Consider the following 13,646-nt stretch of genomic DNA (forward strand, 5'->3'; position numbering starts at 1 on the left):
CGTCAGCCGAGTCACCGCCGCCGGAGCGGGGGACAGTGCCGAACGGGCCCGCGCGACACCCCTCAGACGTTGCTCAGAGGGGCCGGCCGATCGGACGGACCGGCCAGGTCCACACGAGGAGCCGAGTCGGTCCGCTGCGTCGGAATCACCAGGCTCTGCTCACGCTCGGTCAGCTCCGCCTCGGACAGGGCGGCCAGCGCGTTGAGGGCGGTGTTGAACCGCTCCATGGATGTGGGCGTGTCCGGGCCGAGGACGTACTCCTTGAGCGTACGGCGCTGCGGGGCCATCGGATCGTGGTCCGGCTCGCGGACCGACCGCAGGATCTCCGGCAGCCGGGCGCAGTCGCGGTCGAGCAGGTAGGCGCCCCCGGCGGTGGTGTACGCGGCCCGGAACTCCTGGTCGGGCAGGTCGTTGGCGTTGGTCAGGACATACGGCTTGAGGCTGGCCACGAAGTCGGCGACCACGGAGGAGACGTCGCTGATCAGGATGTCCGCCTGGTTGAAGCACTCGTACAGGGTCGGCAGCTGGCTGAGGATCACGTTGTGCCGGACGGCACCGCGGCTCTCCCAGTAGATCCGGTGCCACTCGGCGTGCAGTTCGTGCCACTCGGCCGCGCCGTCGTGGCCGGGGACCCGCGCGGCGCGGGTCTGCTCGGCGTAGTCACCCTGGTGTCGGCCGGCCAACTCGTCGAGCCGGGCCCGGATCTCCGCCAGCCGCGGCCGGACGGCGGCGAGCGCCTCCTGCGCCTGCGCGGCCTCGCGCTGCTCGTTGTCGGCGGTCAGCATGGCCCGGATGGCCCGGTCCGCGGCGGTGGCCTCGGGTGAGCGTTTGCCGGTGAGCGGATGCGGTTTGTAGATGACCCGTACGTTCTGCGCGAGCAGCTTCTCGATCAGGGGCACGCCCATCGGGATCAGGGAGGTGTGGCAGTCGTCGTCGCTCCAGCCCTCCCAGGTGGGGGCGTACAGCACGACGGGCAGCGGACCGGGCGTGTGGTCGGCGTGCAGCCGGATGGGCGCCAGTTGCGGGCGGCCCACCTCGACTATGGAGTCGTCGCTGATGGCGTGCCGCACCCGCTGGTACCGGTCGCGGCCGGCCCGGCCGGCCACCCAGATCTCGTCGTACACCTTGCTGACCCGGTTGCTGCTGGCGAGCTTGTCACTGTCGCCGTGGCCGATGAAAACATGCTTGGCCTCGGCGATCCGCAGCATGTGTACGTTCTTGCCCGCGTTGCCGGGATACAGGACGACGCGCACGCCGGACAGGTCCAGCTCCGCGAGGTCGTCCGCCTTGGGCACGCACAGCACGGGGAGCGAGGTACGGCTGAGATGACGGAACGAGGCGTGCTCCCGGAGGATGATCAACGGCCGCCGGTCGAGCTGCTCAAGCGTCTCGATCCACATGTTGACCTGGTACATGAAGTCCCGTGACACCGCGGCGAAGCTGAAATACAGGGCCACCTCGGGCCGGTAGTCGGCCAGTTGCCGGTTGACCTCGCGGATGAGTTCGTCCCGCGGCGGCGTCCGGCGGGCAGCACGGAACTGGACCAGCAGGGCCAGCACCGCCGCCACGGGCAGCCCGGCCGTCACGGCGTAGCCGATGCCCGCCGGATACCAGGTTCCGGCGGCCAGCGCCGCGAGCAGTGCCGCGTGCGCCGCCACATCGAGATGGAGCAGCTTGCGCAGGAAACGCCGGTAGAGGAAGGCCGGCGGCTGCGCCGGGATACCCGCCTCGCTCATGTCGAGATTACGCACGGCCACCGGCAGGACCCGCCGCAGGCGAATGCCGCGGTGCAGCGCCGTATAGAGCATCACCATCGCGAAGTGGGTGGTGAAGGCGGCCAGGCCGGCGGCCAGCACCACCTCCGGTGCATCCATACGCTGGGCCAGCGCGAGGAGCATGACCGTGCGGGCGGCGAACCGCATGGTGCGATTGAACTGCAGCGACGCCAGTCGGCGGACGAAACCGGGCGCTCGGACATGCAACGCCTCGTCCGCGAGGTAACTCACGGCGGACGCCGCCGCGAAGCCCCACAGGGACGGCATCAGTGCGAAGACGGGGAGCAGTGCGAAGCCGGCGCCGAAGAGGAACACCAGGCAGAGGTCGGCCTTCCCGCGCACGCGCAGGACGGCACACAACCAACGGACGATCACGGACAAGACTTCCCCCCAGGGACTTGCATGCGGCAGGTGACGCGTTGTTCGCCAGTTCGACGTGATCAGGGGGTGAAAGGTTGTACACCTGACAGACGAAAGTAATTCACCTTTGCTTCATGAAGGATCTGCATGGAGGATTCCGTCCCGCGTCAGCGGGCTACCAGCGCAGCGGCAGGCCGGCGAGGTGGTCCTCCAGCAGCCCGGAGATGATCCGGTGGTCGCTGAGGGAGGGGTGCCAGTCGCAGCCGAGGTGGTCCAGGCCGGGATCGTCGTAGTACCAGTGGCCGACCCGGCTGTCGCCGCGCCGGTTGCGCTGCTGGACGATGCGCAGGGTCGCGTCGGTGAACGCGGTGGTGTTCCAGAGGTGGGTGGCGCTGACCACGATGAACGTCCTGGGGCCGTAGCGGGTGCGCAGCTTGTCGAGGAAACCGTGGTACGCGGTCTCGTAGGCGGCGACCAGTTCGTCCTGCGTCGCCCAGCGTTCGCCGGGGTTGAGGGGTGTGGAGAAGTCGTTGAGGCCCAGTCCGATCACGACGACCTGTGGACGCCAGTCGGTAGGTCTGCGCCAGACGTCGCCGTCGACGTTCAGCAGGGCCCGGTCGTAGTAGGTGCGGAAGTCGGCCTCGGGGCTGCCGCCGTTGTAGTTGCGCACCATGCCGCGGCCGGAGAAGGCGTTGATCTGGTAGTCGGCGCCGAGGCCGCGGGCGGTGAGGGCGCCGAACGCGAGGTCGGCGTTGGTGTTCCGGTTGACTCCGCCGTTGCTCGAACAGTCGCGCGTGGTGGAGACGTTGCCGTAGCCGGCGGTGTTCGAGTCACCGATGAACTCGATCTGTCTGCTCCGTGCCCGCGGGCCCGGGAGGACGGCGCCTCCGGGAGCGGCGACGAATCCGCCGAACCGGCCGACCGCCCACGGGCTTTCGGTGCGTTTCACGAGCCGCACGCGGTGCTCGGTGTCGGAGAGGCCGTCGAGCCAGAACGTGGTCCGTCCCGGCGTCACCAGTGTTTCGACGGTGGTTCCGTCGATCTGGACGTCGTAGTCGTTGTCCGCGTCGTCGAGGGCGACGCCGACCCCGGTCCCGCGGAAACGCCCCTCGAAGTAGATGCCGGGCCAGCTGTACCGCACAGACCCGTCGGCGCTCCCTTTGACCCGACCCGCCGTGTGGAACCGGGCCCGCGTGCCGGATGCCTGCGAGGGGGAGGCGACTCCGGCCACGGCACCCGCGACGGCGGCCGTGACGAACGTCCTTCGGGATAAGCGACCGGGCGTGTCCATGAGGCCATCCTTCGATCCGCGAGTATGGGAGCGCTCCCATTTCTGGCTGCTATCGAAGGTGACCGCCACGCACGCCGTCGTCAACCCCTTGCGGAGCGCGACTTCAGGGAACCAGGCAGAACTCCCGTGCCGACAAGGCGTGTTGTGTCACGAGCTCGGGCTGAGCCACGGCATTGGATCGGTGTATCCCCCGTCGAAGATCACTTCGAAGTGCAGGTGGGGGCCGGTGGACAGGCCGGTGGACCCGACGAGTCCGATCGGCGTGCCGGCTTCGACCGTCCGGCCGACGGGAACCTGGAGGGACGACAGATGGCTGTAGGTCGTCTGCAGGGGCTTGCCGCTGATGGTGCCGTGGTCGACCACGACGCGGTTGCCGTACGCCTTCGTCATCCCGGCGAACACGACGCGTCCCGCGGCGGCGGAGGAGACCTGCGCTCCCTGCGGCGAGCCGAAGTCCACCCCGGTGTGGAGCTTGGTCACTCCGGTCAGCGGGTGCTCGCGGGAACCGTAGGACGAGGTGACGGTGAGGGTGCTCACCGGCGCTGCCAGGACCGCGCCCGGCGCCCGGTTCGCCGTGTCGTCGGGATTCTCGCGGTCGAACGCCTCGTAGCGCGGGAGCAGTGCCTTCACCTCGGCGACGTAGTCGCGCGACTCCGCTGGCACACGGCCCGCTTCCGCCACCGCCTCCGTGCCGACGGCGTAGGCGGCCAGCGTCAGGTCCACGAGGTTGCCGGTGACGGTGCCGTCGGTCCTGAGGTCGGTCACCTTCTCGGCCAGCGAGCAGTCCTGCCGGCCGAGCGCCATCATCGCGTCCGCCGGATCACCGGGCGAGGAGCGCCCGTTGCCGTCGTCGTCCTTGCCCCAGGTGCGCCATCGGGCGTCCGTGAAAGCGGCTATCCCCTTCTCGCCCGAGAGGCGTTCGGTGTCGTTGCTCCAGCCGGAGAGCTGCTCGATCTGGGCGGCGAGGACGGCAGGCGTGAGCACCGAGCAGGCGGAGGCTGACTTGCGGAGCCACGGAAGGTAGGAGGCGTCGACGCGGGTCGTGCCGACCGGGCCGGGAGCGGAGTTCTGTGGCGGGTCGGGGGACAGGCCACCCGTCAGCACCAGCCAGCCGACGATGCCCGTCAGTGTGACCAGCCCCGGCAGCACCACGACGGTGAAGAGGCCCGGGCCGCGTCGACGGGGTTTCACGGCCCGATCCGCACGGGCCTGTTCCCCGCCCTCCCTGCTCGCTTCGTCCGCTTCATGTGCTTCATCTGCTTCGTTCAACCGGCCGGTCGTGGCCGGTGGACCCTCCATGCCGTACGACGTTCCCTGCGATACGGCCTGGGCGTAGGGAGCGGGCGCACCCTGTGGGATCGGCGCCGACGGCGAATCCGGAGGGGTCTCGATGGTCACGGACGGACGGTAGCGCGCCGTCGCCCGGGCATCACGAGGCGCGGAGGCAGAGTGACCTGCCCGAACGGGCAGAGCTCACGGACGCCCGATGCTTCCCGGAACCTGGCCGCGTCCGACGGCGTCACTCCTGACGACTGATCAAGGACCGACTTCCCACCGACGACGCATTGACGACCGGCCGACGGCCGACCGACCGACCGATCAAGGGGCCGCCCCGGACCGACGGTCGATCAGGGGCCGACGACCGCAGAGAGGACCGGCGCACAGTGAGTGACGCGCAGCGAGGGCCAGAGACCGATACCGATACCGATGTCGACATATCGCCCGCGGGTCCCGAACCCTGGTGGGCCGGACTGAAGCCGGCGGCCGGAGTGGCCCTCGTCGTGTGTGGCGGGGCGCTGCTGTTGTGGCTCCTTCTGCGGGGGAACGGGGTCGAGGAGCACTGGGGCGCCTATTTCGGAACCGGCAAAGTAGTGGCCCTCGGTCTCGTCGTCGCGGGCACCCCCCTTGTCGCCAGGCGACGCGGGAAGGGCCGGGGGGATTAGGAACGCGAGGAGTGGACGCGTGCCCAGGGAGCGAACACACAGGGAGTGGACGCGTACACCTCGTGCCGCGACCGGCCGCGGCCCCATGAGATCGTTGGCTCGCCGAGCCTGAAGTCGCAGGTCCGCCTGATTCCGTGGCACTGGTCCGCGGATGTCGGGATACCGGGCCGGCGGCCCGAAACGACCATGGAGAGAGAGGCAGGGAAGGGACCCCGAGCAGGTGGGGAAACCGTTGGCCGCGTGCACGCGGAACGCGGAACCCCGGGGGGACCACCCGACGCATCATGAACGCGACCCGAACGAGCAGCGAGCCGGCACCGAACGGCACCGCCCGACGGGATGTGCTGTCGGTGCGAGCCCTGGCCAGGCTCGCCCTGCTGTGTGTCGCCGGTGCCGTCGCGGCCGTGGTGGCAGGCGCCGGATCCGGCCGGTGGCCGATCCTGCTGCTGGGGCTCGCAGGACTGGCCCTGGCCGGTGCCGGCATCTGGTGGGCCCTGGCCCACCGGGGGCCGGCCCGCCTTCTGGGCGCCCTGCTGGCGCTGGCCGCGCCTGTGGGCGTCCTGGTGCTCTACGCCGTGTCAGGACTGCTGGTGGTGGCGGTGGCGGCGGTGGCGTCGTGGGCGCTGGGGCTGGTCTGCGCCAGGAGCGCGCTGCGCCGCCTGCGAAAGCCGCACGGCATGCACACCCGGTCGGCCCGGCCGCCCCGCCGACCGGTGCTGATCATGAACCCGCGCTCCGGAGGCGGCAAGGTCGGCCAACACGACCTGGTGGAGCGGGCGGAGGCGTTGGGCGCCCGGGTGGTGCTGCTCGACCTCGACACCAACCCGGATCCGGTGGCCTTGGCGCGACAGGCCGTGGCCGAGGGGGCGGATCTGCTCGGCGTGGCGGGTGGTGACGGCACACAGGCCCTGGTGGCAGGGGTGGCGGCCGAACACGGGCTGCCGTTCCTGGTCGTGGCCGCCGGCACCCGCAACCACTTCGCCATGGACCTCGGCCTGGACCGCGACGACCCGGCCGCCTGCCTGGACGCTCTGTCGGACGGTGTGGAACTGCGCCTCGACCTGGGGGACGTGGAAGGGCGGCCGTTCGTCAACACGGTCTCGTTCGGGGCGTACGCGGAGATCGTGCAGAGCCCCGACTATCGCGACGCCAAGGCGGCCACCGCCCTCGAGCAGTTGCCGGATCTCCTGGTCGGCGACGGCGGCGCCTCCCTCGACGTCCGGGCGGACGACGAACGGGTGCACACCCCGCAGGCCCTCCTGGTCAGCAACAACCCCTACGGCAGGGCCGATCCCCTCGGAGGTGGACGCAGACCCAGACTCGACGCGGGCAGGCTCGGTGTGATCGCGGTCCGGGTGGAAGGCCCCGCGCAGGCCGCCGAACTGGCGTTGCGCGGTGAACGGGCCAGCAGTATCACGGCGTTGAAGGCACGTCGCGTGGTCGTCGAGGCCGACGAGGAGTTCATCCCGGTGGCCGTCGACGGCGAGGCCCTGACCCTGCCCCAGCCCGTCGTGTGCACGGTACGGCCCGGCGTCCTGAGGGTGCGGGTGCCCAGACATCGTCCGGGCGCGCCGTACGTCGCACCGTCCGTCGACTGGCGGCGTGTCGTCCGTCTCGCCTTCGGTCGGACCCCCCACCCGTCCCGTAAGAAACAGGAGCAGAGCGATGCTTGACCGCCCCTCGCGGAACCAGCGGGCGCAGCGAGGCCTGATGCGTGATCTCGCCGCCCTCGACCAGGCGCTCTACGAGGCCGTCACGATCACCAGGACACCCACGCTGGACTCCGCACTGCGGCGGCTGTCGGCGGCCGCGGACCACTCCAAGATCTCGTTCGTGGCCGCGGGACTTCTCGCCCTGCGCCCCGGTCGGCCGCGTCGTGCCGCCGTTCTCGGTGTCGCGGCCGTCGGTGTCGCCTCCACGACCGCCAATCTGCTCGGGAAGCGTCTCGTCCGGCGGCCGCGTCCCCACCGTGCCGAGGACTCGCCGTTCCCGGGCAGGCACGTGCCCATGCCGGCGTCCGCGTCCTTTCCCTCCGGCCACACGGCCTCCGCTGTCGCCTTCGCCGCCGCGGTGGGCCCCGCGTTCCCGGTCGCCACGGTCCCGCTCGGCCTGCTGGCCTGCGCGGTGGGCTACTCGCGGATCCACACCGGAGTGCATTACCCGGGCGATGTCGTCGCCGGCGCGGTCCTGGGAACCGGCGCGGCGGCCGCGGTCCTCGCCGCCGCCCACTGGGACGGCTGAGCGGGACCGCCTTCCGCCATGTTCAGGTGCTCGGGGCCGACGTGAAGGCCGCATGAAGTCGACGGGATGGTCGGCATGAAAGTCGACGTGAAGGCCGGCAAGCAAGCTCGATTGAAGGCCGGCAATCAAGATTGACTTTAAGGCCGGCATGAAGGTCGGCGTGGCTCAGGCCCGCAGCGGGTTCGCGCGGGCCACCGCCAACAGGTACCAGGCGGTGGCACCCGCATGGCGGTACGGGTAGTAGCCGAACCCGAAACCCGTGTCGAGCGGGCTGCTCGCGGAGACGACTCCGGACCGCACGGGAAGTGCTCCGCCGCCGACGGTCTGTCCGTCGCCGAGCAGGTCCTGGGCGCGCTCGACGGAGGCGAGCAGCCGCCGAGCGTGTGTCTCGTCGCCGGCGGCGCGCCGGTCGCGCAGGGCGAGCGCCAGGTGCGCGGTTCCCTCGAACCACACGCCGTTGCGGTCGGGCTTGGGCTGGCCCTCGGCGATCGGAGCGTCCTCGTTCGCCAGCAGACCGGCCGAGCTGAAGGTGACACCCTCGTACGACTGTCCCGCCGGCACCGTGCTGTTGCGTCGGTCGGCCGTGTCCAGGACGGCCAGTTCGGTCGCGGCCCAGTCCAGCGAGCGGGCGTGGGCGGGGGAGGCGAGGGCGAGGTGGGTCCAGGTCTGGGTGTCCTCGGGGATCGGCGACCTGTTGATCGTCACGCCGTCGTTGGTGCCGGTGTAGAAGAAGCCCCCCGACGGTTCCCACATGCTCGTGACGAAGGCCGCGGCCCGTGCCCGCCGTTCACGCCACTCCTTGTCGCCGGTGAGCCGGCCGAGCTGTCCGAACAGGGCGACCAGGTCGGTGTTGTGCTCGGTGGAGGTGAAGGGCAGTTTCGCGTCGGCGCCGTCGACGCCGAACTTGTAGCCGCCGAGCGGTTCGTCGGTACGGCCGACGCGCTCGATCCACTCGCCGATCCGGACGGCCCCCGTGAGGAAGCGGCGCTGCCCGGTCCGGCGGGCCAGCGCGCCGAGCGCGATGCCGGCCCAGGCCATGTCGCCCACGGCGGTGCCGGTGAAGCCGAACTGGGTTCCCACGTTGGCCGTACCGTCCGCTCGTACGAAGCCGTCCGGCTGCGGTGAACCGTCGTAGAAGGTGTACGGCCCCACGTTGTACGCCTGCCGCAGCCTTCCGTCGTCGTGGGCGGGGTCATGGGCCTGGGCGTAGAGGAGCGCGTCACCGAGCGCCACGGCCCGGGAGCAGCTGTCCCGGGTGCCTGACGCGAGATGGGCCAGGATCACGAGTGCGTTGTCGTACGTGAACGCGGTGCTGAACAGGCCGGCCTGGTCGGAGTAGCTCTGGGCGAGCCGGATCGTGCCATGGTCCGGATAGGCGTCCGTGGCGGCGGCGAGGAAGGCATACGCCCGCTGTGGTGCGCCGGCTCTGCCCGCGGACGGGCGTTCCGCCGCCGAAGCCGCGGCGGCTCCGCCCACGGCGAGGACCGAGGCGCCGACACCGAGGCCGGTCCCGATGAGGGCGCGACGGCTGAATACCGGGCCTTGGCTGCCGGTCATGGGTCTCCTCGAAGGTGCGGGTCAGGCCGGGAGAGGGCACACGGCAGGCCTGAGAGCGCTCTCACGAGTGCGCGCGCTCATTGTGCTGTCGTGCGTGCTTCTGGTCAACGTACGTGACACCTGTGTCAGTTGGGCGTCAGGTCACGCCCCCTCAGTACGCGCAGGGCAGCACGCACGGGACGGCACGCACGGGACGGCGCCCGCAGGGACGCACATGATGGCGGCCGGACCTCCACCTCATGGCGCGGCGGTTGTGAAGGGCGGCACTCGCCGCCTGGCCACGCGAGCCGGCCGCGTCTTCAGTGGCCGGTGAGGCCCGCCAGCACCTCGGTGACGTGCTGGCGGACCACGTCCCAGCCGGAGGCGTCGAGAGTGCCGAGGGTTGTGCCCTGGAGGGCGTTCAGTATCTGTTCGGTGCCGGTGCCGGTGCCGATGTCGTACACGGTGCTGTCGTTGAGGACCTCGTAACCGTCACGGACGGCGACACGAAGGAGGTGGCGTCCGCCGTCGGCATGAACGGCGGCGGCGACTATGAAGGGCGGCGGTCCACCGGCCTCACCGTCCAGCTTGCGGTACCCGCTGACGACCGGCTCGTGCCAGCGAAGGCCGAGCAGGAGGTGACGCTTGGCCAGAACCTCGGCGAGGTCGGTCTCGTGGACCCGGTCCACCTCCAGAACGACGCCACGGGCGTTGAGTACGAGAGCCGCGGGCAGCAGACAGCGCAGGGTGCTGCCGACCAGGTTGCCGCCGACCGTGGCGGTACGACGCACGGCTCCGGTCCCCACCGTCGAGGCCGCCCGACGCAGTGCCTCGGGCACGCGGTCGTCGATCTGGCGCAACACCACGGCCGCGCCGAGGGCCTCGCGCTCGATCACGTTGGCCTCCGGCAAGTGGCGCAGGGACATGGCCTGGTCGGGGAACCCGTCCTGTTGCCAGGTGGCCCACACGAGCGTCGCACCGCCGATCGGCACGGCCCCCTCAGTCAGGCACTCCTGTGCTTCGGACACGGACACCGGCAGACGCAACAACACGGGAACCGACCAGCCCTTCCGGCGAGTTGATGGCGGAGGAGAGAAGAGACGGAGAACAGCACCTCAGCCACACGATCACTGACGTGGCGCATTCTTTCCCTTGGGGAGGGGGCGCATGCAGGGCTCATCGCCCCGCGGGCCCGCGCCCCTCGCGCGCTGGCCCGCGCCGCGGGCGGGGACGTGGGTGCGGGCCGTCATCGTCGCCCGGTGCGCACGGGGGTGGTCGGCGTACCGCTTTCCACCCCCGTGCCCTCGGGTCAGCGCCGGTTCGGGCGCCTCTTCGTGACGTGGAACCGGGCTACGCCGTCCTGCCTGCCGATCTCCTGGAAGCCGGCCTTCTCCAGCACTCGGACGGAGGACGGGTTGGCGGTTTCGACGTCGGCCTGAACCGTGTGGACATCGGGAGCGGTGAGAGCGAACTCCGCCAGCGCCCGGGCGGCTTCGGGTGCGTAGCCGCGTCCGCGACGGGTGGGCACGATGCCGTAGCCGAGTTCCAGTGCACCATCGGTGGGGGGCCAGAACAGGCCGACAGAGCCGACCACCAGGCCGCTGCCGCGTTCGACCACGAGACGGTGGCCGTAGGCGCCGAGCCAGTCGGCGTTCCGGCCGATGAGGCCGGCGACGACCTGGTCGCCCTCCGCGGGGAAGTCCTCGGCCCAGTGGTCGAGTCGGGAACCGTGCAGGACGGTTGCGATCTCGTCGGGAGACCATGGCCGCAGGATGAGCCGGTCGGTACGTAGGTCCGCGTCAGCGGATGAGGGGAGAAGAGAAGACACGTGACACTCCTGGTCGTTCGTACGACCCGGACCACGCTCCAACGGCGCGCGGACCGGACAAGGGCATGCTGAACACGGCCATGGCAGCCATCTTCATCAACCTCCTCGCCGAACCGTGAGCACGTGTCTGTCGCCGCGCGACGCTACCGAAGGCTCAATGGTCGCGACAACTGGGTATTCCTCGAAGCGAGTTGGACCGCATCGAACCGATGGCCGGAGGATCCGCATCGAACCGGTGGGCCGGAGGATCCGCCGCCGGTTCGCCGCGATCCTCCGGCCATTCCGTGCCTTGCGTGCCTTCCGGCCCTTCCGGCCTCTTCGGTTCAGGCCGTGTGCAGGGTGAGCCCGTAGCGGCCGAGGATCTCGTTGACGGGCTGGAACCAGGTCTCTCCGCCACTGCCGCAGTTGCCCCAGCCACCCGAGGTGACCCCTTGTGCCTGGTCACCGCTGATGAAGGAGCCGCCGGAGTCCCCGGGTTCGGCGCAGACGCTGGTCTTCGTCATCTGGCGCACCGCGCCCTGGCTGTAGTTGACCGTCTCGTTCTTCGCCAGCACCGTGCCGCAGTGCCAATGTGTGGTGGAGCCGGAGCGGCAGATCGAGGCACCGACCGGCGACTCGGCCGAGCCGCGCACGAGTTGGTCCGGGATCGTGCCCCAGCCGAGGACCACCGGCACCGTCCACCATCCGCTGCCCACGCTGACCCACGCGTAGTCGTTGTCGGGGAACGAGGAGCCCTGGAAGGTGCCGATGTACGAGCCGTCCCAGCCGCTGACGCCGGCTCCCGCCCGGCCGCAGTGCCCGGCGGTGACGAACCCGCCATGGACCGAGAAGCCGATGGAACAGCGGACGTTGCCCGTGTAGTAGGGGTCACCGCCCACCGTGCCCGCCGCGAAGGTCCGGGGCTCGTTCCGCACCGTCCGTACCGTCACCGGGCCGGTCTCGCGGGCCCGGGCGACGAACCGCAGGACATCGTTGTCGGCGCGCTCGCCTTCGACCACGTTCACCACGACCGCGTTGGCCGACGGGTCGACGGACCAACTGCTGACGCCCGATGGCGCGCCCAGCCGGTCGATGCGTGCCTTGGTGGCGTCCAGTTGCCGCGCGCTGTGCTCCACGGTCCGCACCTGCGCGCCGGTGGCCCGTACCGCCCGGACCGTCGTGGCCGCCGTGTCCGAGGCGACCGCCACGGTCAGCCGCCGGCTCGCGGCGTCGAACCACGAGCCCCCGTACGCCGCTCCGGCGGCCCGGCGCGCGGTGGGCAGCAGGGCGGTGGCGTCGCGCTCCGCGGTCAGTCGAGCCTCCGCCTCGGCCTTCGACAGGCCGAAGTCCCGCTGCATCGGTTCCAGTAGACCGGGGGAGGCGGTCTCGGACGCGGCCGAGTCGGAGGAGTCGCTCGCTGCGGCCGGCAGGGTCCCGGCCGCCGACCAGCTGCCGAGCATGAGGAGGACGGCCAGGGTGACGTGCTGGAGTCTGCTGCGTCTCATGTGAACTGCCTTTCGTCGTTCCAGGGTGGGGGCGGAACAACGCAATCTGAGAGCGCTCTCATGGCGTTGGGCAGAGCCTAGCCCCAGGCCGCCATCAGGTCTAGGCCAATGCAAGCCTGTTCGTGTCAGGGCGAGTTGGCTCGGTTCGGTCGCAGGTCGGTCGCGGCGGCGATCGAAAGGCGGAGAGCCGAGGCGGGTAGTCAGTCCCCGGGTCCGGGGTCCGGACGTACCGCTGATGCGATGCCGGCGCGGGCCGCTTCGAGTTGGGCGGCGAACGCGATGCCGAGGAAGAGCGCGACAGCGGTGAGGTTGGCCCACAGCAGCAGGGCGACGAAGGCGGTGAGCGGTCCGTACACGGATCCGAAGGCGCCGCTCTCCTCGACGTACAGCGCGAGCAGCCACGTGGCCGACACCCACAGGAGGAGATGGACGGCGGAACCGAACGCCAGCCAGGTGTAGCCCGGTTGGACCCGCCGGGGCGACCAGCGGAAGATCACGGCGGAAGCCACCCAGGCCAGCGCGAGACCGACCGGAACGTCGAGCACGCCCCACCACTGCGGCCCGGCGCCCGCCCACCCGGCCGAGCGGGCCACCGCATCACCGACGGCCGCGCCCGCGACGAGGACGACGAACCCCAGCACCATGGGCAGTCCCGCCGTGAGTGCCAGCACCAACGCTCGGGCGTACTTGCGAGGGAAGGGACGATCACGCTCGATGCCGTAGATGCGGTTGGCGCCGCGCTCGATCTGCCCCATGGCCGAGGCGAGGTTCAACAGCGCGAACGCCAGACCGAGCCACAGGGCGAGCGTGCTCCAGACGTCGCCCTGGGCGCTGCGCCGGGTCCCGTCGAAGGCATCCTCGACGACGTCGGCGCTGGCACCCGGCACGATCCGGCCGAGGGTGAGCTCGATGATCCGGCCCACCCCCTCCGTGTGCACCGAGGTTGCCAGACCGACGAGCGCCACGGTGAACGGCACCAGTCCGAGCACCACTTGGAAGGCGAGCGCCCGTGCGTTGGTGAAGCCGTCCGCGTACCGGAACCGTGCGAAGGAGTCGGTCAGCAGCCTCCGTCCCCCGTAATGCCGCAGGGCGGTGAACGCTTCGTCGCCGGAGAGTTCGTCTCCGATCATGTCCCGGGTCTGCGGGACGTGGACGGTGGTTCCCATGCGCGGGCGCTCCTCGTCGTGC

The 13,646-nt window shown here is 70.8% G+C and carries 10 protein-coding genes; 2 read left to right on the forward strand and 8 right to left on the reverse strand.

The window, feature by feature from the left end; translation table 11 throughout:
- Positions 1–62: 62 nt before the first annotated feature.
- The 3 genes from OHA64_RS45820 to OHA64_RS45830 all read right to left on the reverse strand — a co-directional run bounded on the left by OHA64_RS45820 (position 63) and on the right by OHA64_RS45830 (position 4,725).
- The gene (locus OHA64_RS45820) at positions 63–2,150 is read right to left on the reverse strand and encodes a hypothetical protein (RefSeq protein ID WP_405623202.1); all 2,088 of its coding nucleotides are present in this window, start codon (positions 2,148–2,150) and stop codon (positions 63–65) included.
- 160 nt (positions 2,151–2,310) lie between these two features.
- Positions 2,311–3,426, reverse strand: a complete 1,116-nt coding sequence (locus OHA64_RS45825; protein WP_405623203.1) for an SGNH/GDSL hydrolase family protein — start codon at positions 3,424–3,426, stop codon at positions 2,311–2,313.
- A 147-nt stretch (positions 3,427–3,573) separates the two neighbouring features.
- Positions 3,574–4,725 carry a M23 family metallopeptidase gene (locus OHA64_RS45830; RefSeq protein ID WP_405624393.1) on the reverse strand — a complete coding sequence of 384 codons (1,152 nt, stop codon included), beginning with the start codon at positions 4,723–4,725 and terminating at the stop codon, positions 3,574–3,576.
- 928 nt (positions 4,726–5,653) lie between these two features.
- Between OHA64_RS45830 and OHA64_RS45835 the strand changes: the two genes are divergently transcribed.
- Positions 5,654–7,042, forward strand: coding sequence for a diacylglycerol/lipid kinase family protein (locus OHA64_RS45835; RefSeq protein ID WP_405623204.1), 1,389 nt, complete (start codon positions 5,654–5,656; stop codon positions 7,040–7,042).
- Positions 7,035–7,610, forward strand: a complete 576-nt coding sequence (locus OHA64_RS45840) for a phosphatase PAP2 family protein (protein ID WP_405623205.1) — start codon at positions 7,035–7,037, stop codon at positions 7,608–7,610. The genes OHA64_RS45835 and OHA64_RS45840 overlap by 8 nt, the downstream gene beginning before the upstream one ends.
- A gap of 165 nt (positions 7,611–7,775) precedes the next feature.
- Here the strand turns inward: OHA64_RS45840 and OHA64_RS45845 are convergent, their stop codons facing one another.
- The 5 genes from OHA64_RS45845 to OHA64_RS45865 all read right to left on the reverse strand — a co-directional run bounded on the left by OHA64_RS45845 (position 7,776) and on the right by OHA64_RS45865 (position 13,624).
- Entirely contained in the window at positions 7,776–9,167 is a 1,392-nt protein-coding gene (locus OHA64_RS45845; protein WP_405623206.1) for a Tat pathway signal sequence domain protein, read from the reverse strand.
- A gap of 299 nt (positions 9,168–9,466) precedes the next feature.
- On the reverse strand, positions 9,467–10,198 hold the full coding sequence (locus tag OHA64_RS45850) for an FAD binding domain-containing protein (protein WP_405623209.1): 732 nt from the start codon (positions 10,196–10,198) through the stop codon (positions 9,467–9,469).
- A gap of 257 nt (positions 10,199–10,455) precedes the next feature.
- The gene (locus OHA64_RS45855) at positions 10,456–10,974 is read right to left on the reverse strand and encodes a GNAT family N-acetyltransferase (protein WP_405623211.1); all 519 of its coding nucleotides are present in this window, start codon (positions 10,972–10,974) and stop codon (positions 10,456–10,458) included.
- A gap of 323 nt (positions 10,975–11,297) precedes the next feature.
- Positions 11,298–12,458: a S1 family peptidase gene (locus tag OHA64_RS45860; RefSeq protein WP_405623213.1), complete on the reverse strand. Its 1,161-nt coding sequence runs from the start codon at positions 12,456–12,458 to the stop codon at positions 11,298–11,300.
- A gap of 200 nt (positions 12,459–12,658) precedes the next feature.
- On the reverse strand, positions 12,659–13,624 hold the full coding sequence (locus OHA64_RS45865; protein ID WP_405623214.1) for a YihY/virulence factor BrkB family protein: 966 nt from the start codon (positions 13,622–13,624) through the stop codon (positions 12,659–12,661).
- Positions 13,625–13,646: the final 22 nt, after the last annotated feature.

Origin of the sequence: Streptomyces sp. NBC_00076, assembly GCF_045041235.1 — a bacterium.
Lineage (GTDB): Bacteria > Actinomycetota > Actinomycetes > Streptomycetales > Streptomycetaceae > Streptomyces.